The 22192-nt window shown below is 60.1% G+C and carries 22 protein-coding genes; 18 read left to right on the forward strand and 4 right to left on the reverse strand.

Features of this window, described 5'->3' with window-relative positions:
* Positions 1-52: 52 nt before the first annotated feature.
* Positions 53-1006, reverse strand: coding sequence for an alpha/beta hydrolase (locus PseuLF5_RS10635; RefSeq protein ID WP_340133456.1), 954 nt, complete (start codon positions 1004-1006; stop codon positions 53-55).
* 130 nt (positions 1007-1136) lie between these two features.
* On the opposite strand from PseuLF5_RS10635, the gene aroC reads away from it, so the two are divergent.
* From aroC to mtnC, 5 genes are all read left to right on the forward strand, one after another.
* Entirely contained in the window at positions 1137-2228 is a 1092-nt protein-coding gene (gene aroC, locus PseuLF5_RS10640) for a chorismate synthase (protein ID WP_064586714.1), read from the forward strand.
* A 34-nt stretch (positions 2229-2262) separates the two neighbouring features.
* Positions 2263-3408, forward strand: a complete 1146-nt coding sequence (locus PseuLF5_RS10645; RefSeq protein ID WP_267804590.1) for an MFS transporter — start codon at positions 2263-2265, stop codon at positions 3406-3408.
* Positions 3405-4031 carry a methylthioribulose 1-phosphate dehydratase gene (locus PseuLF5_RS10650; RefSeq protein WP_340133459.1) on the forward strand — a complete coding sequence of 209 codons (627 nt, stop codon included), beginning with the start codon at positions 3405-3407 and terminating at the stop codon, positions 4029-4031. Before PseuLF5_RS10645 ends, PseuLF5_RS10650 begins: the two co-directional genes overlap by 4 nt.
* Before the next feature lie 91 nt (positions 4032-4122).
* Positions 4123-4668: a 1,2-dihydroxy-3-keto-5-methylthiopentene dioxygenase gene (locus tag PseuLF5_RS10655; RefSeq protein ID WP_128616530.1), complete on the forward strand. Its 546-nt coding sequence runs from the start codon at positions 4123-4125 to the stop codon at positions 4666-4668.
* 4 nt (positions 4669-4672) lie between these two features.
* On the forward strand, positions 4673-5356 hold the full coding sequence (gene mtnC, locus PseuLF5_RS10660; RefSeq protein ID WP_340133462.1) for an acireductone synthase: 684 nt from the start codon (positions 4673-4675) through the stop codon (positions 5354-5356).
* A gap of 98 nt (positions 5357-5454) precedes the next feature.
* Here mtnC and PseuLF5_RS10665 read toward each other — a convergent pair whose 3' ends face one another.
* On the reverse strand, positions 5455-5733 hold the full coding sequence (locus PseuLF5_RS10665) for a DUF3509 domain-containing protein (protein WP_123467373.1): 279 nt from the start codon (positions 5731-5733) through the stop codon (positions 5455-5457).
* Between the two features lie 388 nt (positions 5734-6121).
* Here PseuLF5_RS10665 and PseuLF5_RS10670 point away from each other — a divergent pair, with 388 nt between their 5' ends.
* From PseuLF5_RS10670 to PseuLF5_RS10715, 10 genes are all read left to right on the forward strand, one after another.
* On the forward strand, positions 6122-7960 hold the full coding sequence (locus PseuLF5_RS10670) for a long-chain-acyl-CoA synthetase (RefSeq protein WP_267804593.1): 1839 nt from the start codon (positions 6122-6124) through the stop codon (positions 7958-7960).
* A 96-nt stretch (positions 7961-8056) separates the two neighbouring features.
* Entirely contained in the window at positions 8057-8575 is a 519-nt protein-coding gene (locus PseuLF5_RS10675) for an ankyrin repeat domain-containing protein (protein ID WP_267804595.1), read from the forward strand.
* A 196-nt stretch (positions 8576-8771) separates the two neighbouring features.
* Positions 8772-9302, forward strand: coding sequence for a hypothetical protein (locus PseuLF5_RS10680; RefSeq protein WP_123467366.1), 531 nt, complete (start codon positions 8772-8774; stop codon positions 9300-9302).
* A 71-nt stretch (positions 9303-9373) separates the two neighbouring features.
* Complete coding sequence (locus PseuLF5_RS10685) at positions 9374-9565, forward strand: PLDc N-terminal domain-containing protein (RefSeq protein WP_003223221.1); 192 nt, start codon at positions 9374-9376, stop codon at positions 9563-9565.
* Between the two features lie 237 nt (positions 9566-9802).
* Positions 9803-10678 carry a polyamine aminopropyltransferase gene (speE, locus tag PseuLF5_RS10690; protein WP_340133464.1) on the forward strand — a complete coding sequence of 292 codons (876 nt, stop codon included), beginning with the start codon at positions 9803-9805 and terminating at the stop codon, positions 10676-10678.
* Positions 10679-10853: 175 nt separating this feature from the next.
* Positions 10854-11087, forward strand: coding sequence for a hypothetical protein (locus PseuLF5_RS10695; protein WP_123467361.1), 234 nt, complete (start codon positions 10854-10856; stop codon positions 11085-11087).
* 210 nt (positions 11088-11297) lie between these two features.
* Entirely contained in the window at positions 11298-11645 is a 348-nt protein-coding gene (locus PseuLF5_RS10700; protein ID WP_003223226.1) for a ribonuclease E inhibitor RraB, read from the forward strand.
* A gap of 534 nt (positions 11646-12179) precedes the next feature.
* Positions 12180-13589 carry a circularly permuted type 2 ATP-grasp protein gene (locus PseuLF5_RS10705; RefSeq protein ID WP_123467359.1) on the forward strand — a complete coding sequence of 470 codons (1410 nt, stop codon included), beginning with the start codon at positions 12180-12182 and terminating at the stop codon, positions 13587-13589.
* A gap of 12 nt (positions 13590-13601) precedes the next feature.
* Positions 13602-14552 carry an alpha-E domain-containing protein gene (locus PseuLF5_RS10710; protein WP_123467356.1) on the forward strand — a complete coding sequence of 317 codons (951 nt, stop codon included), beginning with the start codon at positions 13602-13604 and terminating at the stop codon, positions 14550-14552.
* Positions 14549-15358, forward strand: a complete 810-nt coding sequence (locus PseuLF5_RS10715; protein WP_123467354.1) for a transglutaminase family protein — start codon at positions 14549-14551, stop codon at positions 15356-15358. Before PseuLF5_RS10710 ends, PseuLF5_RS10715 begins: the two co-directional genes overlap by 4 nt.
* A gap of 114 nt (positions 15359-15472) precedes the next feature.
* Here the strand turns inward: PseuLF5_RS10715 and PseuLF5_RS10720 are convergent, their stop codons facing one another.
* The gene (locus PseuLF5_RS10720) at positions 15473-16294 is read right to left on the reverse strand and encodes a c-type cytochrome (RefSeq protein ID WP_186747608.1); all 822 of its coding nucleotides are present in this window, start codon (positions 16292-16294) and stop codon (positions 15473-15475) included.
* Between the two features lie 586 nt (positions 16295-16880).
* Between PseuLF5_RS10720 and PseuLF5_RS10725 the strand changes: the two genes are divergently transcribed.
* The 3 genes from PseuLF5_RS10725 (at position 16881) to PseuLF5_RS10735 (ending at position 21072) form a co-directional block, all read left to right on the forward strand.
* Positions 16881-18086: an acetyl-CoA C-acetyltransferase gene (locus PseuLF5_RS10725; protein ID WP_123467352.1), complete on the forward strand. Its 1206-nt coding sequence runs from the start codon at positions 16881-16883 to the stop codon at positions 18084-18086.
* 24 nt (positions 18087-18110) lie between these two features.
* A complete protein-coding gene (locus PseuLF5_RS10730) occupies positions 18111-20255 on the forward strand; it encodes a 3-hydroxyacyl-CoA dehydrogenase NAD-binding domain-containing protein (RefSeq protein ID WP_340133468.1) in 2145 nt (714 codons plus the stop codon).
* Between the two features lie 94 nt (positions 20256-20349).
* Positions 20350-21072: an amidotransferase gene (locus tag PseuLF5_RS10735; protein ID WP_123467348.1), complete on the forward strand. Its 723-nt coding sequence runs from the start codon at positions 20350-20352 to the stop codon at positions 21070-21072.
* 102 nt (positions 21073-21174) lie between these two features.
* Here PseuLF5_RS10735 and PseuLF5_RS10740 read toward each other — a convergent pair whose 3' ends face one another.
* Positions 21175-22146: a magnesium and cobalt transport protein CorA gene (locus PseuLF5_RS10740; protein ID WP_123467346.1), complete on the reverse strand. Its 972-nt coding sequence runs from the start codon at positions 22144-22146 to the stop codon at positions 21175-21177.
* Positions 22147-22192: the final 46 nt, after the last annotated feature.

The following is a 22192-nucleotide window of genomic DNA, read 5'->3' on the forward strand; positions in this document are numbered from 1 at the left end:
GGCGACAAAGGCTTATCGGCCGTTTTTAGCAGGACTAGAGGGCAAAAAGCCCTTAACGGGTGCGAAGTCCGTCAATAAATTCGATCAGTTTGCCGCCCAGCTCCGCCGCCAGTGGCAAATTCGGATCCTTGTAGGAGGCCAATTGCCGCTTCATATCCGCCGGGACGATGCGCATCACGTGGTTCATGCCGTCGATCACCGCCAGCTCGGCGTCGGGTTTGGCGACTTTCAACGCCAGGGCATCGCCCACGCCGACCTGCATGTCGTTGCTGCCCTGAACGATCAGTGCCGGCATCTTCAGTTGCGCAAAAGCCTTCGCCGGGTCCTGCCGGAACAGCGAAATCAGGTACGGCTGCACGCTTGGCCGAAAAATCGGCTGCAGCGGCGCCGGCACGTTGGCATCCGTGTGGCCGGCCTTGAGGCTGTCGAGCAGTTCATTGCTGCGCAGCATCAGCGGAGGCGGCAGGCTGCGGGCCAACTGCTCGCGGATCACCTGATTGACCGGCCGGGCGCTGCCGGACAGGGAAATCAGCGCAGCCGCGTCGGCGCGCGGGGCGGCGAGGGTGGCGATGAGGGCGCCTTCACTGTGACCGAGCAGAATCAGCGGACCGAAACGCGGATCGCTTTTCAGCTTCTGGCTCCAGGCCACGGCATCGTTGACGTAGGCCTCAACCGACAGATTGCGTTCATCCGGCGTGGCCGCCAGGCTGGCGGCCACGCCGCGCTTGTCGTAACGCACGCTGGCAATGTTGTGTTTGGCCAGCACCCACGCCAGTCGCTTGAGACTGTCATTGCGTCCGCCATCGGAGTTGTTTCCGTCACGATCCGTAGGACCCGAGCCAGAAATAATCAGGACAACCGGCACTGGCGTGTCGGACTTTGGCAGCAGCAGCGAACCGAAAAGCTCGCCTGTGCCGGTATCCAAAGTTACCGGGCGCTGTAGGACCGTCGCGTGGGCAAAGCCCGTAATCAGGGTAAGACTCAAGATCAAAACTCGCAGCATCATCACGCCATCATTCGCCAAGGTGCCGGTTGGACTCGCCAGCACCGCTAAGGTTCGAGGATGAACTACTCGGTTAGCCTGCGTATACTGGCGCGCATCACGAATTTGGGTTTGATTTCACGGAGCGTCCTGCATGTCCGGCAATACCTACGGCAAGTTGTTCACTGTCACCACCGCGGGCGAAAGCCATGGTCCGGCGTTGGTCGCCATTGTCGACGGCTGCCCGCCGGGCCTGGAGATTTCGCTGGAAGACCTGCAGCGCGACCTCGATCGTCGCAAGCCGGGCACCAGCCGCCACACCACCCAGCGTCAGGAAGCCGACGAAGTCGAAATCCTCTCCGGCGTGTTCGAAGGGCGCACCACCGGTTGCTCGATCGGCCTGCTGATCCGTAACACCGACCAGAAGTCCAAGGACTACTCGGCAATCAAGGATCTGTTCCGCCCGGCTCACGCTGACTACACCTACCACCACAAGTACGGCGAACGCGACTACCGTGGCGGCGGTCGCAGCTCGGCGCGCGAAACCGCGATGCGCGTGGCAGCGGGTGCGATTGCGAAGAAGTTTCTGGCCACCCAGGGCATCGTCATTCGCGGCTACATGAGCCAGCTCGGCCCGATCGAAATCCCGTTCAAGACCTGGGATTCGGTGGAAGAGAATGCGTTCTTCTGCCCGGATCCGGACAAGGTGCCAGAGCTGGAAGCCTACATGGACCAGTTGCGCCGTGATCAGGACTCGGTGGGGGCGAAGATCACCGTGGTCGCCGAAGGCGTGATGCCGGGCCTCGGCGAGCCGATTTTCGACCGTCTCGACGCCGAACTGGCCCACGCGCTGATGAGCATCAACGCGGTCAAGGGCGTGGAAATCGGCGCCGGTTTCGCCTGTGTCGCCCAGCGCGGCACCGAGCACCGCGATGAGCTGACCCCGGAAGGTTTCCTCAGCAATAACGCTGGCGGCATCCTCGGCGGCATCTCCTCGGGTCAGCCGATCGTCGCGCATCTGGCGTTGAAGCCGACCTCGAGCATCACCACGCCGGGCCGTTCGATCGACATCCACGGCAACCCGGTGGACGTGATCACCAAGGGCCGTCACGACCCGTGCGTCGGTATCCGCGCCACGCCGATTGCCGAAGCCATGATGGCCATCGTGCTGATGGACCACTTGCTGCGCCATCGTGGGCAGAACGCCGATGTGCGCGTGAGCACCCCGGTGCTGGGTCAGCTTTGATGGGTGATCTCAAAGCCGCTGCGGCATAACCGGCGTGGCGGCGCTCCCGTACTGGCGGCTGTCCAGTTTCTATCTGTTCTATTTCGCCTTGCTCGGTTCGACAGCGCCGTTCCTGGCGCTGTACTTCGATCATCTCGGTTTCAGCGCTGCACGTATCGGCGAACTGGTCGCCATCCCGATGCTGATGCGCTGCGTGGCGCCGAACATCTGGGGCTGGCTCGGCGATTACACCGGCAAACGCCTGGCCATCGTGCGCTTCGGCGCGGTGTGCACGCTGTTGACGTTTTCGCTGATCTTCGTCAGCAAGACCTACGCCTGGCTGGCGATGGTCATGGCGCTGCATGCGTTCTTCTGGCACGCGGTGTTGCCACAATTCGAAGTCATCACCCTCGCGCACTTGCAGGGGCAGACGTCTCGCTACAGCCAGATTCGTCTGTGGGGTTCAATCGGTTTCATCATCACCGTGGTCGCGCTGGGGCGCTTGTTCGAGTGGCTGAGCCTCGACATCTACCCGGCGGCGCTGGTGCTGATCATGGCCGGCATCGTCCTCAGCAGCCTGTGGGTGCCTAACGCGCAACCGCCGCAAGGCAATCGCCCGAGCGGGGAGGGCTTCCTCAAGCAACTGCGCAATCCTGGCGTGCTGGCGTTCTACGGCTGCGTCGCGCTGATGCAGTTGAGCCATGGGCCTTATTACACCTTTCTGACCCTGCACCTTGAACGGCTCGGTTACAGCCGTGGCGTGATCGGCATGCTCTGGGCCGTGGGCGTGGTCGCCGAAGTGCTGATGTTCATGTTCATGAGCCGGATTCTCGCGCGGTTTTCCCTGCGCCGGGTGCTGCTGGCGAGTTTTCTGCTGGCGGCGCTGCGCTGGTTGCTGCTGGGTTCGTTCGCCGAATTCCTCTGGGTGCTGTTGTTCGCGCAGGTGTTGCACGCGGCGACCTTCGGCAGCTTTCATGCGGCTGCCATCGCGTTCGTGCAACGTAGCTTCGGTGCGCGCCAGCAAGGGCAGGGCCAGGCGCTGTATGCAGCGCTGGCCGGCACCGGCGGTGCAATGGGAGCGTTGTATTCCGGCTACAGCTGGAACGTCCTCGGCGCGACATTAACCTTTAGTATCGCCAGCCTCGCGGCGCTCGCTGCTGCCGTTATCATTGCCATACGAATGCAAGAGGACAGGCCATGAGCCTTACGCGTGAACAACTCGCCCGGCAAATCGTCGATGCCGGGCGTTTTCTTTATGGTCGCGGCTGGTCGCCAGCCACCAGCAGCAATTATTCGACGCGTCTGTCGCCGAGCGAAGCCTTGCTGACCGTATCCGGCAAGCACAAGGGCCAGTTGGGTCTGGACGACGTGCTGGCCACCGATCTGTCCGGCAACAGTCTGGAACCGGGCAAACAGCCGTCCGCTGAAACCTTGCTGCACACCCAGCTCTATAGCTGGCGCGCGGAGATCGGCGCCGTATTACACACCCACTCGGTGAACGCCACCGTGCTGTCGCGCCTGACGCCGCAAGACTTCATCGAGTTCGAAGACTACGAACTGCAAAAAGCCTTGAGCGGCATTTCGACCCACGAATCCCGGGTGCGCGTGCCGATTTTCGACAACGATCAGGACATTGCGCGCCTCGCCGCCAAGGTGCAGCCTTGGCTCGACGCCCATCCCGATTGCGTCGGTTACCTGATTCGCGGCCACGGCCTCTACACCTGGGGCGCGCAGATGAGCGACGCGCTGCGGCAGATCGAGGCCTTTGAATTCCTGTTTGAATGCGAGTTGAAAACCCGCAGCGTCATGAACCGCCAAGGCTGACTTCACCAGAAGCAGCCCTTCGCCTGATGAAATGCACTGCCCGACCGGTCTGCAAGAACCGGACGGCAAGGCCGATACCGAGGAATTGCCCATGAGCAGCCTGTCCGTCTATCACGTTTCCAGCCCTGACCTTCCGAACAAGGTGCTGACCCATTTCGAAGACATCGCCTCGACGCTCGCCGAGCAGGGCGTGCGTTTCGACCGCTGGCAAGCGGCGGCGAAAATCCAGCCGGGGGCGACCGAGGAAGAAGTGATCAGCGCCTATCGGGAGCAGATCGACAAACTGATGACCGAGCGCGGTTACATCACCGTCGACGTGATCAGCCTCACCAGCGATCACCCGCAAAAAGCCGAACTGCGCGCCAGATTCCTTGAAGAACATCGCCACGGCGAAGACGAAGTGCGCTTTTTCGTCGCTGGCCGTGGACTGTTTACGTTGCACATCGACGATTACGTCTACGCCGTCCTGTGCGAAAAGAACGATCTGATCTCGGTGCCGGCGGGTACCCGACATTGGTTCGACATGGGCGAGCACCCGCATTTCGTGGCGATTCGCCTGTTCAACAACCCGGAAGGCTGGGTAGCGAATTTCACTGGTGAAGACATCGCCGGGCGCTTCCCGCGCCTGGAGGATTGAACCGATGTCGATCAAAGCCATTCTTACCGACATCGAAGGCACCACCAGTGCGGTGAGTTTTGTGTTCGACGTGCTGTTTCCGTACGCGGCCCGGCACCTGCCGGACTTTGTGCGGCAGAACGCCGGGCGTGCCGATGTCGCCGAGCAGATCGCCGCCGTGCGCCGTGACAGCAACGAGCCACAGGCCGATGTTGAACGGGTGATTGAAATTCTCTTGAGCTGGATCGCCGAAGACCGCAAGGCCACGCCACTCAAAGCGTTGCAGGGCATGGTCTGGGCGCAGGGTTATCAGGCCGGGCAGTTGAAGGGCCACGTTTACCCGGATGCCGTTGAAGCACTTCAACGATGGCACGCGGCGGGCTATCAACTGTTCGTGTATTCGTCCGGCTCGGTCCAGGCGCAGAAACTGATTTTCGGCTGCTCGGAGGCGGGCGACCTCACGCCGCTGTTCAGTGGCTACTTCGACACCACCTCGGGGCCCAAGCGCGAGGCGCAGTCCTACACGAATATTCAACAGGCGATTGGCGTTGAACCGGGGGAGATTCTGTTCCTGTCCGACATCGTCCAGGAGCTCGACGCTGCTCAAGCGGCCGGTTTGCAGACCTGCGGCCTGGCCCGCGAGGGAGGGGAGCTGGAAGGACACGTCTCAGTCGACAGCTTCACCGGCATCGAACCGGAAGCCTTCTGAGCACGCAGCGCTCCCACAGGTTTTTTGCATGGCACAAAAACAAAAACAGGCCGGCAGTGAAAGCTGCCCGGCCTGTTTTGTTTAATGCGTTTGAATGTTTACAGCGAGTGATACGTCGGCAGGGCGAAACGCTGCTGGCTCTGCAGCATGGCAATTTGCGGCAGTTCGCTGGCCTGTTCCGCCAGATCGCGGCGAATGGCACTGATGGCCCACGACAGTTGGTCGGCGTTATGCATTTGCTGATAGGTGAGTGCGCGTTTGAACACTTTGCCGTCGTTGCTGCGCAGGGTCAGCAGAATCCCGCCATCGGGACGTGGCGCGGTGGCGACTTCGAAGTTGGAGAACAGCGAGGAAAATTTTTCTTGGATCAGGCTCATGTCTTTCAGCTCCGTATGCACTTGAATGGCAAGCATGCAGAGGAGGTTGCAGTGATTGTGCCAGTATTTATAAAAATAAAATCCTTTATAAATCCGTAACTTATAAAGAATAAATTTTCCTGGCGTCGTGCAATCTGCATGAATGGCCATCGTGCATCCTGCATTTTGCGGGATCTTGCACGATCCAATGGAACCAATCGGGTGTACCAGGATCACGGCCGTCTCTTTCGCGGTTGCGGATACAAAACATTGCAAAAACCGCGTGTACAGCCCGAGAAGCGCTGACGTATTTTCAGCCTCGACCCTCGTTCGAATGCGGCGGTCAGAGCAAGCGATTGCCCGACAATAAAAACACCGGCCAGCGCCAAAGGCCGAACGGGGAGCTTCCATGCGTCACGCGCCAAGCGACACGATTACCTGGAGCATGATGCTCCGCAAACTGCCAATGATCGCCAAGGCCATCCCGCGGGTGGTCAAGGGCATGAAGGCGGCCAACGTCACGGACCCGACCCAAAGCTGTGGCCTGGGCTGGACATTCGAACAAGCGACCCTGCGCAATCCCGAAGGCCCGGCGTTAATGCAGGGCGACGTGCTGCTGACCTACACCCAGGTCAACCAGTGGGCCAACCGCATCGCCGATTATCTGAGCGGGCAGGGCATTGGCAAGGGCGACGTGGTGGCGGTGTTCATCGACAACCGCCCGGAATTGCTGGTGACCATTCTTGCCCTGGCCAAGGTCGGTGCCGTCAGCGCGTTGCTCAATACCTCGCAAACCCGTGACACGCTGATTCATAGCGTGAATCTGGTGACGCCGGTGGCGATTGTCGTCGGCGAGGAGTTGCTGCCGGCGTTCGCCGCCATACGCGCACAGGTATCAATCGCCGCGCAACGCACCTGGTTTGTCGCGGATCAGGACACCTACAGCCATCCGGGTATTGCGCCCGAAGGGTACGTCAATCTGATCAGCGCCAGTGCTGACGCCTCCAGCGTCAATCCGCCGAGCAGCCAGCAAGTGTTCTACGACGACCCGTGTTTCTATATCTACACCTCCGGCACCACCGGTTTGCCCAAGGCCGGAGTGTTCAAACACGGGCGCTGGATGCGCAGTTCGGCCAGTTTCGGCATGATCGCGCTCAACATGCAGCCCGACGACGTGGTGTATTGCACACTGCCGCTGTACCACGCCACCGGCCTCTGCGTGTGCTGGGGCTCGGCAATCAATGGCGCTTCGGGCTTCGCGATCCGGCGCAAATTCAGCGCCAGCCAGTTCTGGAACGATGTGCGCCGATATCGGGCTACCACCCTTGGCTACGTCGGCGAGTTGTGCCGTTATCTGGTCGATCAACCGCCCAGCGACGATGACAGTCGCCACGACGTGCGCAAGATGATCGGCAACGGCTTGCGCCCCGGGGCGTGGGCCGAGTTCAAGACACGTTTCGCCGTTGAGCATATCTGCGAGCTGTACGCCGCGAGCGATGGCAATATCGGCTTCACCAACATCCTCAACTTCGACAACACCATCGGCTTCTCGCTGATGGCCTGGGAGTTGGTAGCCTACGATCATGACAGCGGCGAGCCGCTGCGCAGCGACGACGGTTTCATGCGCAAGGTCGGCAAGGGCGAGCAGGGCCTGCTGTTGGCGCGCATCGACGAAAAAGCGCCACTGGATGGCTACACCGATCCGCAGAAGACCGCCAGGGTTGTGCTGCACGATGTCTTCAGCAAGGGCGATCGTTTTTTCAACACCGGCGATCTGTTGCGCAATATCGGTTTCGGTCATGCACAGTTTGTCGATCGTCTGGGCGACACCTATCGCTGGAAAGGTGAAAACGTCTCGACCACCGAAGTGGAAAACCTGCTGCTGCAACATCCGCACATTTCCGAGGCCGTGGCCTATGGCGTGGAAATCCGCAACACCAACGGACGCGCCGGCATGGCTGCGATTACCCCGGCAGAATCCCTCGCCACCCTGGATTTCGCCGAGTTGCTGACGTTTGCCCGCCAGCGCATGCCGGCCTACGCGGTACCGTTGTTCCTGCGGGTGAAGGTGAAAATGGAAACCACCGGCACGTTCAAGTACCAGAAAACCCGCCTGAAAAATGAAGGCTTCGATCCCGGCCAGACGGGCGATGATCCGGTTTTTGCCTGGCTGCCCGGCACCGATACCTATGTGCAGGTCACCGATGAAGTGTTGGCTGGAATTCATCAGGGCAAATACCGCTATTGATTCTGGCTATAGGTAATCTTGAGAAAAAGGGGGTGACAGGCTTCGTCACGCTCGGGAAACTGTCGCCTTTCTGATTGACCGAAAGTGGAGTTGCCCATGTCTGACCAAAGCCGCCAGATGACCCCAGAAGAAGCTGCCGAATTTACCGAGCAGGTTTTCAACAAGGCGCGCGAAGGTGACGCGCTGATGCTTGATCGACTGATCAGCGCGGGTTTGCCGGTGAACCTGAAAAACAGCAAGGGCGATACCTTGCTGATGCTGGCCAGTTACTACGGCCATATCGAGGCGGTGCAGGTGCTGCTGAAACACAAGGCCGATCCGGAACTGCGCAATGGCAACGGCCAGAGCCCGATTGCCGGTGCGGCGTTCAAGGGCGATCTGGCGGTGGTCAAGGCGTTGGTCGAGGCGGGTGCCGAGATTGAAGGTTCGTCCTTTGATGGCCGGACTGCGCTGATGATGGCCGCGATGTTCAACCGTGTTGAAATCGTTGATTACCTGATCGGCAAAGGCGCCGATCCGAAAGCCAAGGATGCCAATGGCATCACCGCCCTGGATGCCGCCCGGACCATGGGCGCGGTCGACACCACGGCGCAGCTGGAAAAACTGCTGGCCTGAGGACAGTCGAAACTCTGTGGCGAGGGCGCTTGCTCCCGCTCCAGTGCGCAGCGCTGGCAAACAGGGTGAGCCCATTGTTTTTTCGGCTGCTCTGCACCCCAGCGAGAGCAAGCTCCTTCGCCACAGGTGTCGGGTGCGCTAAAGAATGCGCTATCCTTCGCGCCCTCAAATTTCTCCTTCCACAGGATCCGCCCCCATGAAAGCCGCGCTCGTCGAACTCATCAGCAAAATCAGCTCCGGCTGCATGGGCGAGGACGAGATCCTTAACGTCGCCGACGAAGCCGCTCAGGCCTACGCCGATGCCGACGCTTTTCTGGCCGCCAACCCGGACATCAACTACGACGACACTTTCCCGATTCCACTAGGCGAGTGGGTAGTGGTCGGCAGCCTGCCGGAGACCGTGCTGTTCCAGGCCGACACCTATGTCGACCTGTTCGCGCAGATTGTCGCGTCGTTCGGCCCGGGCGTGGACTTCAACCTCAAGCCCAAGCAACTGGCCAAGACCGAAGCGTTGACCGCACTCAATCGCATCCAGGTGCAGATGAGCAGCCTGAACAAGGAGAACGGCGGGTACACGCTGATGAACTTCAGCCAGTTGCTCGACGACGAGCTGCAAGTGGTGCTGGTCTACGGCAACGACGTGCCTCGGGTGCTGGAGTTGTGTGCCGAGGTCGGCATTGCTGCCGCGCCGTCACTGGAAGCCTTGAAAGTCGCCATTCACGTCTGAACGCAATAAAAGGGAACCCTGCGCGCGACCGTCTATCCTAAAAGTGCATGCCACTATTCTGGAGCGACACCATGGGTTCCACGTTCAACGGTCTGATCGGCCTGATCATTCTTGCCCTCGACATCTGGGCCATCATCAACGTGCTGAAAAGCGGCGCCGAGACCGGGATGAAAATCCTCTGGGTCCTGCTGATCATCCTCCTGCCGGTGCTGGGCCTGATCATCTGGGCCATTGCCGGGCCGCGAGGCAACGTGCGGATCTAGCCACAACGTTGAAATCACCCCATAACCTGTGGGAGCTGGCTGGCCAGCGATAGCATCGCAGCGGGGTCACGCAGAGACCGTGTTGACTGCATCGCTGGCAAGCCTGCTCCCACAAGGTTATGCAGATTGCCGATCAGCCGAGGTTCGACCTGTCATCTTTGGCAACGTAAAATGCGCGCCTTTCCCGGGCAATCGTCAGCATGATGGGCGCCTGCGCATTCCTCGGAGCACCTGACCATGACCGTCACCAAGACCAGCGAGTACCTGGAAACCCTCTATGAAGGTTATGGCCAGCGTTTTCGCATGGAAAAACTCCTGCACGAAGTGCGCACCGAACATCAGCACCTGGTGATTTTCCAGAACCCGCGCATGGGCCGGGTGATGGCGCTGGACGGCGTGATCCAGACCACCGAAGCCGATGAATTCATCTACCATGAAATGCTCACCCACGTGCCGATCCTCGCCCACGGCACCGCCAGGCGCGTGCTGATCATCGGCGGCGGCGACGGCGGCATGTTGCGCGAAGTGACCCGACATGCCAGCGTCGAGCACATCACCATGGTCGAGATCGACGGCACCGTGGTCGACATGTGCAAAACGTTCCTGCCGGACCACTCCAAAGGCGCTTACGACGATCCACGGCTGAACCTGGTGATCGACGACGGTATGCGTTTCGTCGCCACCACCACGGAAAAATTCGACGTGATCATCTCGGACTCCACCGACCCGATTGGTCCGGGCGAAGTGCTGTTCTCGGAGAATTTCTACCAGGCCTGCCACCGTTGCCTGAATGAGGGCGGCATCCTGGTGACCCAGAACGGCACGCCGTTCATGCAGATCGACGAAGTGAAAACCACCGCCGGTCGCCTGCGCAGCCTGTTTCCGGACTGGCATTTCTATCAGGCCGCCGTGCCGACCTACATCGGCGGTTCAATGACCTTCGCCTGGGGTTCGACCAACCCGGCCTACCGCAAGTTGAGCCGTGAAACCCTGCAACAGCGTTTTATTGGCAGCGGCATCGTCACTCGTTACTACAACCCGGAAATCCACATCGGCGCGTTCGCCTTGCCGCAGTACGTGCTGCAGGCGATCAACAAGCCAAGCAACGACTGACTGAGTGAAGGGATTGTCTGTGGCGAGGGGATAAATCCCCTCGGCCCAAAAGTTTTCCAACCCCCAACGTGATGTTTTTTTCATGTTCGGCAGATGTATTCCTTTTGAACGATCAATCTCGCGAAAAGTCGAGATAGAAGTAAGCCCATTTACGGGTTTGATCGAGGAGGCACCGATGCAAAAGTGGAAAGTCACTTTCGTGGACGATCATGGTGAAATTGTCGATGAGGTGTTCGAGCAGGCGGAATGCCCCAGTGATGACGAGGCCGCTCGAATGGTCAAGGCGCGGTTGCTTCCTGTCGCCGCCGAACTGGATCTGAACGATCTGGAAGGGCGTACCGCCGATGCCGGTGTCAAAAGCCTGAAAAGCCAGAACAGCATCGAAATCCGTAGCATCACGCCAATCTGAAATTCTTCTTGTCACCTGAAGCACCAGGCCTTGGCAGCGGCTCTATCTTGGGGCTACTCTGCAAGCGAGATCAGCGAACGGATCGCTAAGGTCTGGTCTTGTCAGCTACATGCTTGTTTCCCGCGTGCAACCACGTTGCCGCAGTACTTTGGCCAGAGGCCCGGGGCGGGAATACGGAAAGTCTATCCATCTATCTGAGGGGGACGATTCATGAGCACAGCCTATCAAGAAGACATCAGCAGCAATGTTCTGCGCCGCATGAAAGAAGGCGGGTTCGATTTTTCCCGTTTTCATCCCATCGAGTTCTACGCCATTTTCCCGGACGAGGAGCGGGCGCGCAGGGCGGCAGGCAAGTTTCGCGGTGAATCCATCAATGCTCAGGTCAGTGCGCGCGACGATGGCGCCTGGTCGCTGGAATTGAGCAAAGTGATGTATGCAACGTATGACGACATTGGCGATTTCGAGCAGGGTTTCTCTGCCGTGGTCGAGCCGCTGGGCGGCATCATCGAAGGCTGGGGCGTCAAGCAGGAGGTGCGCAACCGCTATCGTCTGAACTGATCTCCGGTTACAGGTATCGGGCAACGGCTGACCTTCGGGTCGGCCGTTGTCGTTTCCAACGATCAAAAGATCGCAGCCTTCGGCAGCTCCTGCAACAGTCACCCGCAGGAACGGCCAAAGGCTGCGATCTTTTGCTTTTACTTTCAAAACATTTCAAGCGGGCAAAAAAAAGCCACCGCAGAGGGTGGCTGAAAGGGAAGACCGATAAGCCGGGGAAACCGGTCAGGGTTAAGGCCTGCGGGACTGCGGTCACAGTCCGGATTGGTTGGGCTGAACATTTCACCAGGGAAATTGTGCAGCGGATGCGCGGATTATCCGCAGCCGGCACCGGGCAGTGAAATCAACTCTGACTATGCTGGTGATAGGCGCTGCAATGCGTCGCAATGAAGCGGGGGCAATCAGGTTGGGGCATTTGCCGCACAGGAATGGTGCGGTGCCTGCGGCGTCATTATCCAACCGATTGAAATCAAAGCGTTTATGCCGATGGCACGGGCCTTGCGAAGGCCTGTAGGTCCGGGTGACAAGGAGTACGGCATGATCCGCACCTATTTTGATGAAATGTACGATGCCGGCGGCCTGGTTCGCCCGCATTACCGGGAGTTCGCGCGCTGGCTGGCCGACACGCCTGACGAGTTGCTGGCACAACGGCGACGCGAGGCTGACTTGCTGTTCCACCGTGCCGGGATCACCTTCACGCTCTACGGGGACGAGCAGGGCACCGAGCGCCTGATTCCTTTCGACACGATTCCGCGCAGCATTCCCGCCAGCGAATGGCGGATTGTCGAGCGCGGGTGTATCCAGCGAGTCAAGGCGCTGAACATGTTTCTCGCCGACCTTTATCATGAGCAGCGCATCATCAAGGCCGGGATCATTCCCGCCGAACAAGTGCTGGCCAACGAGCAATACCAATTGGCGATGCAAGGGCTGGATCTGCACCGCGATATCTATTCGCACATTTCCGGCGTCGATCTGGTGCGCGATGGCGACGGCACTTACTACGTGCTCGAAGACAACCTGCGGACCCCGAGCGGCGTGAGCTACATGCTCGAAGACCGCAAGATGATGATGCGTCTGTTCCCCGAGCTGTTCGCCGCCCAGCGCATCGCGCCCATCGACCACTATCCGAATCTGTTGCTCGACACCCTGAAAAGCTCCAGCCCCATCGACGACCCGAGCGTGGTGGTGCTGACGCCGGGGCGCTTCAACAGTGCGTTCTTCGAGCATGCGTTTCTGGCGCGGGAGATGGGCGTCGAGCTGGTGGAGGGCGCGGATCTGTTCGTGCGCGACGACAAAGTCTTCATGCGCACCACCGACGGGCCAAAACCGGTGGACGTGATCTACCGTCGCCTCGACGACGCGTTCCTCGATCCGCTGGCGTTCAACCCCGACTCGATGCTCGGTGTACCGGGACTGCTGTCGTCCTATCGCTCCGGCAATGTCGTGCTGGCCAACGCCATCGGTACCGGGGTGGCGGACGATAAATCGGTGTATCCGTTCGTCACTGACATGATCCGTTTTTATCTCGACGAAGAACCGATCCTGAAGAACGTGCCGACCTGGCAATGCCGCAACCCGTCCGAACTGTCCCACGTACTGGCCAATCTGCCGGAGCTGGTGGTCAAGGAAACCCAGGGCTCCGGCGGATACGGAATGCTCGTCGGGCCGGCGGCAACGACCGCGGAAATCGACGCGTTCCGCGAGCGGATCAAGGCCAAGCCGCACGCCTACATCGCACAACCGACGCTGTCGCTGTCGACCTGTCCGACCTTTGTCGAAAACGGCATTGCGCCGCGCCATATCGACCTGCGGCCATTTGTCTTGTCCGGTCGCGAAACCCGGGTTGTGCCCGGCGGTTTGACCCGTGTTGCCCTGCGCGAAGGCTCCCTGGTGGTGAATTCCTCCCAGGGCGGCGGAACCAAGGACACCTGGGTGGTCGAGGATTGAAGGAAGCTTGCCATGTTAAGTAGAACTGCCTCGGATCTGTATTGGATGTCGCGTTACCTGGAGCGGGCGGAAAACCTCGCGCGGATGCTCGACGTCAGTTACTCGTTGTCGCTGATGCCGCAGGACGGTCGCGGCGATGGTCTGCACGAATTGGCCATGCCGCTGTTGATCACCGGCACCCTCGACGATTACCTGGAGCGTCACGGCGAACTGCACGCCGAACGCCTGTTGCACTTTTTCGCCCTCGATGCGGCCAACCCGGCGAGTATCTACAGTTGCCTCGGCGCAGCGCGGGCCAGTGCCCATGCGGTGCGTGGGCGCATCACCGCCGACATGTGGGAAAACATCAACGCCACCTGGCTGGAAATTCGCGGGATCGCCGAACAAGGCCTGAGCCGCTATGGCATGAGCCGTTTCTGCGAGTGGATCAAGGAGCGTTCGCACCTGTTCCGTGGTGCGTCCTACGGCACGATCATGCGTAACGATGCGTTTCGCTTTATTCGTCTGGGCACGTTTATCGAGCGCGCCGACAACACGCTGCGTCTGCTCGATGCGCGTTATGAAATGGCCGGGGATCAGGCCGAAGCGGTCAGCGACGGCACCGCCCACGCGTATTACCAGTGGAGTGCATTGCTGCGGGCCTTGTCGTCGTTCGAGGCCTACACCGAAATCTACCGCGATGCCCCCGGCGCCCGGCATGTCGCCGAGTTGCTGCTGCTGCGCGCCGATGTGCCGCGTTCGCTGCGTGCGTGCACCGAGGAGATCGACCAGATCCTCGCGCAATTGCCCGGCGCCAATGGTCGACCGGCGCAACGGCTGGCGGCGGAAATGGACGCACGTCTGCGCTACACCGGCATCAACGAAATTCTCGAGGAAGGCCTGCACGCGTGGCTGACCGAATTCATCCCGCTGGTGCGCCAGTTGGGCAACGCCATTCACAGTTCCTACCTGGAGGCTGCATGAGACTTTCCATTAGCCACGAGACCACCTATCACTACGAAGATCAGGTGCGGGCGAGCATCCAGTACCTGCGGCTGACCCCCCACGACAGCGAGCGCCAGCATGTACTCAGTTGGCAGCTCGACCTGCCGCGTCCGGTGCGTGCGCAACTCGATCCGTTCGGCAACATCCTGCACGTGCTGACCATGGACGAGCCGCATGAAGCGATCATCATCGGCGCGCGAGGGCAGGTCGATATCGACGAATTGCGCGAGGCTGAACATGAGAGTCAGTCGGCGCTGCCGTTCCTGCGTTTTACCCGGTTGACCGAGGCGGACGAGGCGCTGCGTGCGTTTGCGGCGAAAACCTGCAAGCAGCGGCGTGATCGCACGGCGCTGATTGATCTGATGCACGGTTTGAATCAACACATGACTTACACGCCGGGCTCCACCGAAGTCGACACGCGGGCTGCGGATGCGTTTGCCGGACGTGCCGGCGTGTGTCAGGACCATACCCACGCGTTTCTGGCCTGCGCGCGCAGTCTCGGGGTGCCGTCACGTTATGTGTCGGGTTATCTGTACAGCGAGGATTGCGAGCATCTGGCCAGCCATGCCTGGGCAGAAGCCTGGCTGGATGACGCCTGGTACAGCTTTGACGTGACCAATGAACTGGCGCGCCCTGAGCGTCATCTGAAACTGGCGGTAGGCCTCGATTACCTGGACGCCTGCCCGGTACGCGGGATGCGTCGGGGCGGGGGTTGTGAACAGATGCATGCGAAGGTGTTCGTGTCGCCCACCCCGGCGCCGGTTATCTCCGTGCAACAGCAATAACTGCAATACCGCTATCGCTGGCAAGCCAGCTCTCACAGGATTACCGCGGCTTCAGAGTCGGCGGATAACCTGTGGGGCTTGCCAGCGAAGCGGTCAGTGATAACACCCCATTGCTTATGGCTTAACCTTGCGCCCGGCCATGTGTTGCAAATAGCCGATCAGCAACTGCAGATCCTTCTCCGGCAACACATCTGCCGAAAACCCCGGCATCTTCGCCTGCGGCCATTGGCGCAAACTCTGCGGATCGCGGATATACCGCTTGAGGAAATCCGCGCCGAAGTACTCCGTCGGGTTATACGGAATATTCAGATCCGGCCCGAACTGCGCATCCCCCGCACCGTTCAGGCGGTGACAGGCCAGACAGTTTTTCTGAAACAGGGCGAACCCCTGATTCACCGGGTCATCTGCTTTCAGCTTGGCATCGGGCAACAGCGCCGGAAAGCGCTCCGCCACCGGAGCCATGCGCTTGATGCTCGCCACTTCGAACGGCCACTGCTCCGGGCTGATATGACCGGCCTGCGGATCCGTCCATACCAGATAAAACGGTCCAGCACTGTGCTTGCCCGCCGACAGCGGCGGCCATGGCTGCGCCGGGTCTTCAATGGCCAGCCAGGCCCGTGCACCTTTGCTATTGAGCAACGGCGCGGCCGCCAGCTCGGCGGCAAACCCGTCCAGCGCTACCGCTTGCAGATGATCGTCAGGTTTGATGCCGGTCAGCAGCGCGGCCACGGGCACGGCGCGATAGGTCATGTCCTTTTTGTAGGACACATCGTTTTTGATCGTCAGGGTTTGCACTAGAGGATGCTTGAGCAGCTCCTCGGTCTGCCAGGTGCGGGTATGGGCGCCCAGTTGCAGATCCAACTGAGCGGCAGACAAGGGCAGGCTCAGCAGCAAGGCCCCGAACGCAATGAGATTCTTCAAATGATCGCCGTCCATGTCGTGGAAGTGCACAAAGGTTGGCACAGCCATGCTGGCCCGGGTAGCGGGCCACGCACATTTTTAATGGGCGATGACGGGCGCCGGTCGCTTGATTCAGCCAATGACCTTGGTCAGGTTCGGCAAAATCAGCAACAGCGTCGTGGCGAAAAGAATGAGCCCTGCTTGACGAACTTTTGGTTGTTTGAACATGGCTTGACCGCCTTTATTGTTATTTCCTGATGTTTGCCTGCATATCCATGACGGCAAACGCTGCACTTCCTGTTGAAGAACGTCGGCCTCGGCAAAACCCGACGACCATGACGTACATGTTCTACCTTAGGGCCCGCGTCACGCTTGGCTTAGATCCATTTCATATGAACTTGCTGCTGAATGTGCTTAAAAAGGCATGAGGCGTTTTGCCAGCTTCTTTGCCGCCCGCTGGCTAGACAACTCGCGCACCTGAACCGGTTCACCCGTTGCTCAATGACCGTCCGTCTGAGCGTGTGCGTCAACGCCATTGAGCACTGTGGTCATTGAATCCATGAGCGTCCGGGCCAAGAGTGGAGGCACGAGCAATCACTCACCGCACAGGTTCGAGGACGTCATGACCCAGGCTTTGATATTCGATGCGCTGCGCACGCCGCGTGGCAAAGGCAAACCCGATGGCGCTTTGCACAGCGTCAAACCGGTGAATCTGCTGGCCGGTCTGTTGACCGCACTGCAGCAGCGCACGTCGCTCGACACCAGCCAGGTCGATGACGTGGTCATCGGTTGCGTCACGCCGATTGGCGATCAGGGCTCGGACATCGCCAAGACGGCGGTGCAAGTGGCCGATTGGGATGTCAGCGTGGCGGGTGTGCAGATCAACCGCTTCTGCGCCTCGGGACTGGAAGCGGTGAACCTCGGCGCGATGAAAGTGCGCTCGGGGTTCGAAGACCTGGTGGTGGTCGGTGGCGTCGAGTCGATGTCGCGCGTGCCAATGGGCAGTGACGGCGGCGCCTGGGCGCTGGACCCGCAGACCAATCTGCACAGCCACTTCACCCCGCAGGGCGTCGGTGCGGACCTGATCGCCACCCTTGAAGGTTTCAGCCGTCACGATGTCGACGCCTATGCGCTGCATTCGCAACAGAAAGCCGCACGGGCCCGGGCCGATGGTTCGTTCAACAAGTCGTTGGTGCCGGTGCAGGACCAGAACGGCATCATCCTGCTCGATCACGATGAATTCATTCGTGCCGAATCGACCCTTGAAGGGCTGGGCAAACTCAAGCCCAGTTTCGAAATGATCGGCCAGATGGGCTTCGACGCGACGGCACTGCGGGTGTACAGCCATGTCGAGCGGATCAACCATGTTCATACGCCAGGCAACAGTTCCGGAATCGTCGACGGCGCGGCGCTGATGTTGCTTGGCTCCGAGGCCAAGGGCAGGGCGCTGGGCCTGCAACCGCGGGCGCGGATTGTCGCCACGGCCGTCACCAGCACCGATCCGACCATCATGCTCACCGGGCCCGCACCGGCCACGCGCAAGGCATTGGCCAAGGCTGGGCTGCGTGTTGAAGACATCGACCTGTTCGAGGTCAACGAAGCGTTTGCCTCGGTGGTGCTCAAGTTCATCAAGGACATGGCCGTCGATCCGGCCAAGGTCAACGTCAACGGCGGCTCCATCGCCATGGGGCATCCGCTGGGCGCCACCGGTTGCGCGATCCTCGGCACGTTGCTCGATGAACTGGAAGCGCGGCATCTGCGCTATGGCCTGGCGACGCTGTGCGTCGGCGGCGGCATGGGCATTGCCACCATCCTCGAACGCCTCTGAGCCCCGAATTCAAGGAACCTTGTTATGAGCGAAGCCATTCGTTACGAAAAAGCTCAGGACGGCATCGTTGTCCTGACCATCGACATGCCGGGCCAGAGCGCCAACACCATGAACGCTGTGTACCGCGAAGCCATGGCCGCGTGCGTTGCGCGACTGGTCGCGGACAAAGACCAGCTCGCTGGCGTCATCATCACGTCGGGGAAGAAAACCTTCTTTGCCGGCGGCGACCTCAATGAGCTGATCAAGGTCGGCAAGCCCGAAGCCAAAGCCTTCTACGACATGGTGCTGACCCTCAAGGGGCAGTTGCGCACACTGGAAACCCTGGGCAAACCGGTGGTTGCGGCCATCAACGGGGCGGCGCTGGGCGGCGGCTGGGAAATCTGCCTGGCCTGTCATCACCGGGTGGCACTTGACGACGCTTCGGTACAACTCGGCTTGCCGGAAGTGACCCTGGGTCTGTTGCCGGGCGGCGGCGGAGTTGTGCGCATGGTGCGCATGCTCGGTATCGAGAAGGCGCTGCCGTATCTGCTCGAGGGCAAGAAAGTGCGTCCGCAACAGGCGTTGCAGGCCGGTCTGATCGACGAACTGGCCGCCGATCACGATGAACTGCTGGCCAAGGCGCGCGCCTGGATCGTCGCCCATCCGACAGCGGTGCAACGTTGGGACGTGAAGGGGTATCAGATTCCCGGTGGCACACCGTCGAACCCGAAAGTTGCGCAGATGCTGGCCATTGCGCCGTCGATCCTGCGCACGAAAACCCAGGGCACGCTGCCGGCACCGGAGAAGATTCTGTGTGCGGCGGTGGAGGGCGCTCAGGTGGATTTCGACACCGCGCACCTGATCGAAACCCGCTATTTCACCGAGCTGACTACCGGCCAGATTTCGAAAAACCTGATCGGTACCTTCTGGTTCCAGCTCAACGAGATCAATGCCGGTGGCTCACGGCCGCAGGGTTACGCACCGTATAAGACGCAAAAAGTCGGCGTGCTGGGCGCTGGCATGATGGGCGCGGGGATCGCGTTCGTCAGCGCCTCGGCCGGCATTGAAGTGGTGCTCAAGGACATCAACCTTGCAGCGGCCGAGAAAGGCAAGGCTCACTCGGCGGCCTTACTGGACAAGAAAGTTGCCCGTGGCCAGATGACGACTGAGCAGCGCGAAGCGGTGCTGTCACGGATCAGCATCAGTGAAAGCGATGCCGATCTGGCCGGCTGCGACTTGATCATCGAAGCGGTTTTCGAGGACCGAGAACTGAAAGCCAAAGTCTCGGCAGCGGCACAGCAAGTGGTCGGTAGCGCGGCGGTGATTGCCTCCAACACTTCGACCTTGCCGATCACCGGGCTGGCGCAGGCAGTGCCGGATCAAAGCAAGTTCATCGGCCTGCATTTCTTCAGCCCGGTGGAAAAAATGCCGTTGGTGGAAATCATCAAAGGCGCACAGACCAGTGATGAAACCCTGGCACGCGGCTTCGATTTCGTCCTGCAAATCAAGAAAACCCCGATTGTGGTCAACGACAGTCGCGGCTTCTTTACCTCGCGGGTATTCGGCACTTTTACCAACGAAGGCATCGCTATGCTCGGCGAGGGCGTGAGCGCGCCGATGATCGAGACCGAGGCGCGCAAGGCCGGGATGCCGGTCGGGCCTCTGGCGATCTCTGATGAAGTTTCCCTCAGCCTGATGAGCCATATCCGCCAGCAGACGGCCAAGGACCTACAGGCAGAAGGGAAACCACTGATTGAGCACCCGGCGTTCGCCGTGATTGACTTGCTGCTCAACGAATACAAGCGTCCGGGCAAAGCCGCAGGCGGTGGTTTTTACGATTACCCGGCCGGTGCTCAGAAACATCTGTGGCCGGAATTGAAGACGCGCTTCGAGAAGGCTGATGGCCAGATTTCACCGAAGGATGTACGTGATCGTCTGCTGTTTGTGCAAGCCATCGAAACCGTGCGCTGCGTGGAGGAAGGCGTGCTGACCTCGACGGCGGATGCCAACGTCGGCTCGATCTTCGGCATTGGTTTCGCCGCGTGGACGGGGGGTGCGCTGCAGTTCATCAACCAATACGGCGTGCAGGATTTCGTCGCTCGTGCGCAGTACCTGGCCGAGCAATATGGCGAGCGTTTTGCCCCACCGGCGTTGCTGCTGGAAAAGGCTGCGAAAGGCGAGCTGTTTTAAGTGATCGGGTGAACGCCGAGGGGCTTGCCTTGCCGGGGTGTTTCAGGGCAGGCTCTGGGTGTTCATTATTCCCATCATGTGTCAGGTATTTTTTATGTCGCTACGCATCTGCATTCTGGAAACCGACATCCTGCGTCCGGAACTGGTCGATCAATATCAGGGTTACGGGCAGATGTTTCAGCGTCTGTTCTCGCAGCAACCGATAGCCGCCGAGTTCACGGTCTACAACGTGATGCAGGGCGAATACCCAAGCGACGACCTGACGTTCGATGCGTACCTGATCACCGGCAGCAAGGCCGACTCGTTCGGTACCGATCCGTGGATCCAGACCCTCAAGCAATACCTGCTGACCCGTTACGAGCGTGGCGACAAACTGCTCGGCGTGTGCTTCGGTCATCAACTGCTGGCGCTGCTGCTCGGTGGCAAGAGCGAGCGCGCTACTCAGGGCTGGGGCGTTGGCACCCACAACTACAAACTGGCGGCCAAGGCGCCGTGGATGAACCCGGTACGGGAGGAACTGACGTTGTTGATCAGCCACCAGGATCAGGTCACTGCGCTGCCGGAAAACGCCACGGTGATCGCTTCCAGCGATTTCTGCCCGTTTGCCGCCTATCACATCAATGATCAGGTGCTGTGCTTCCAGGGGCATCCGGAATTCATACACGATTACTCGCGGGCGCTGCTGGAGCTGCGTCAGGAGGCGCTGGGTTCGCAGATTTACAGCAAAGGCGTGGCCAGTCTGGAGCAGGAACACCACGGCACCACGGTTGCGGAATGGATGATGCGCTTTGTGGCGCACAAGCCAGAAGCTGCCTGAACAGCTTCGTGAGCAGGCTCGCTCCCACTTGGATCTTCGTATCGACAAGGATCAATGTGAGAGCGAGCCTGCTCGCGAATTGTCCGGACAACGCGGTCCCTGCTACAGCCACCCGGAACGTTTGAAACTCGCCCACAAACCCACACACCCCACTGCGATAAACCCCAGCACGCCGAAATAGCCGTAATGCCAGCTCAACTCCGGCATGTTCTGGAAATTCATCCCGTAAATCCCCGCCACCGCCGTCGGAAACGCCAGAATCGCCGCCCACGCGGCAAACTTGCGTTGCACCACGCTCTGTCGTGAGGCCTCCAGCAGAACGCCAATCTCGATGGTCTGACTGGCAATGTCCGCCAGTGTGGTCAGGTCTTCCATCTGCCGTGTGACATGGATCTGCACATCGCGAAAATACGGGCGCATGTTCTTGTCGATGAACGGAAAACTCAGCTTCTGCAGCTCTTCGCCGATTTCCACCATCGGCGCTGCGTAGCGGCGCAAGCGCAACACGTCACGCCGCAGGCCATGCAGTTTTTGAATGTCATGCTCGTTCAGCGCACTGCACAGAACATTGCGCTCCAGCTCATCAATCTCGGCGTGGATCGCTTCGCCCACCGGTTGATAGTTTTCGATCACGAAATCGAGCAGCGCGTACAGGACGAAATCTTCCCCGTGCTCCAGCAACAGCGGACGCGCCTCACAACGCTGACGGACATGGGCGTAGGACGCCGAGTGGCCGTTGCGTGCGGTAATGATGTAGCCCTTGCCGGCGAAGATATGCGTCTCGATGAACTGCAGGACGCCATGTTCACGGACAGGCGAGTAGGTGACGATAAACAGAGCGTCGCCAAAGGTTTCCAGCTTCGGCCGGCTGTGTTTTTCCAGGGCATCTTCGATCGCCAGTTCGTGCAGGTTGAACTGACGTTGCAGGTTGGACAGTTCCTGTGCGTTCGGCTCTTCGAGGCCGATCCAGACAAAATGGCCAGTCTTGGCGGCCCAGGCAGCGCCTTCATCGAGCGTAATATTGGAGACTTTTTTACCCGCGCTGTAGACCGCAGCAGCAACAACTCGACCCATGATGGTGGTTCACTTCTTCTTGGCAGGTGACGGGGAATACAAGGCT

This window comes from Pseudomonas sp. LF-5 (assembly GCF_037626295.1).
Lineage (GTDB): Bacteria > Pseudomonadota > Gammaproteobacteria > Pseudomonadales > Pseudomonadaceae > Aquipseudomonas > Aquipseudomonas monsensis.

Bases quoted from the DNA above. Each gene is read 5' to 3' on its own strand.
- PseuLF5_RS10710 (WP_123467356.1), top strand. From the start codon at position 13,602: ATGTTAAGTAGAACTGCCTCGGATCTGTATTGGATGTCGCGTTACCTG.
- mtnC (WP_340133462.1), top strand. From the start codon at position 4,673: ATGTCGATCAAAGCCATTCTTACCGACATCGAAGGCACCACCAGTGCG.
- PseuLF5_RS10665 (WP_123467373.1), bottom strand. From the start codon at position 5,733: ATGAGCCTGATCCAAGAAAAATTTTCCTCGCTGTTCTCCAACTTCGAA.
- PseuLF5_RS10725 (WP_123467352.1), top strand. From the start codon at position 16,881: ATGACCCAGGCTTTGATATTCGATGCGCTGCGCACGCCGCGTGGCAAA.
- aroC (WP_064586714.1), top strand. From the start codon at position 1,137: ATGTCCGGCAATACCTACGGCAAGTTGTTCACTGTCACCACCGCGGGC.
- PseuLF5_RS10695 (WP_123467361.1), top strand. From the start codon at position 10,854: ATGCAAAAGTGGAAAGTCACTTTCGTGGACGATCATGGTGAAATTGTC.
- PseuLF5_RS10730 (WP_340133468.1), top strand. From the start codon at position 18,111: ATGAGCGAAGCCATTCGTTACGAAAAAGCTCAGGACGGCATCGTTGTC.
- PseuLF5_RS10685 (WP_003223221.1), top strand. From the start codon at position 9,374: ATGGGTTCCACGTTCAACGGTCTGATCGGCCTGATCATTCTTGCCCTC.
- PseuLF5_RS10720 (WP_186747608.1), bottom strand. From the start codon at position 16,294: ATGGACGGCGATCATTTGAAGAATCTCATTGCGTTCGGGGCCTTGCTG.
- PseuLF5_RS10670 (WP_267804593.1), top strand. From the start codon at position 6,122: ATGCGTCACGCGCCAAGCGACACGATTACCTGGAGCATGATGCTCCGC.
- PseuLF5_RS10655 (WP_128616530.1), top strand. From the start codon at position 4,123: ATGAGCAGCCTGTCCGTCTATCACGTTTCCAGCCCTGACCTTCCGAAC.
- PseuLF5_RS10675 (WP_267804595.1), top strand. From the start codon at position 8,057: ATGTCTGACCAAAGCCGCCAGATGACCCCAGAAGAAGCTGCCGAATTT.
- PseuLF5_RS10705 (WP_123467359.1), top strand. From the start codon at position 12,180: ATGATCCGCACCTATTTTGATGAAATGTACGATGCCGGCGGCCTGGTT.
- PseuLF5_RS10700 (WP_003223226.1), top strand. From the start codon at position 11,298: ATGAGCACAGCCTATCAAGAAGACATCAGCAGCAATGTTCTGCGCCGC.
- PseuLF5_RS10735 (WP_123467348.1), top strand. From the start codon at position 20,350: ATGTCGCTACGCATCTGCATTCTGGAAACCGACATCCTGCGTCCGGAA.
- PseuLF5_RS10680 (WP_123467366.1), top strand. From the start codon at position 8,772: ATGAAAGCCGCGCTCGTCGAACTCATCAGCAAAATCAGCTCCGGCTGC.
- PseuLF5_RS10650 (WP_340133459.1), top strand. From the start codon at position 3,405: ATGAGCCTTACGCGTGAACAACTCGCCCGGCAAATCGTCGATGCCGGG.
- PseuLF5_RS10635 (WP_340133456.1), bottom strand. From the start codon at position 1,006: ATGATGCTGCGAGTTTTGATCTTGAGTCTTACCCTGATTACGGGCTTT.
- PseuLF5_RS10740 (WP_123467346.1), bottom strand. From the start codon at position 22,146: ATGGGTCGAGTTGTTGCTGCTGCGGTCTACAGCGCGGGTAAAAAAGTC.
- PseuLF5_RS10715 (WP_123467354.1), top strand. From the start codon at position 14,549: ATGAGACTTTCCATTAGCCACGAGACCACCTATCACTACGAAGATCAG.
- speE (WP_340133464.1), top strand. From the start codon at position 9,803: ATGACCGTCACCAAGACCAGCGAGTACCTGGAAACCCTCTATGAAGGT.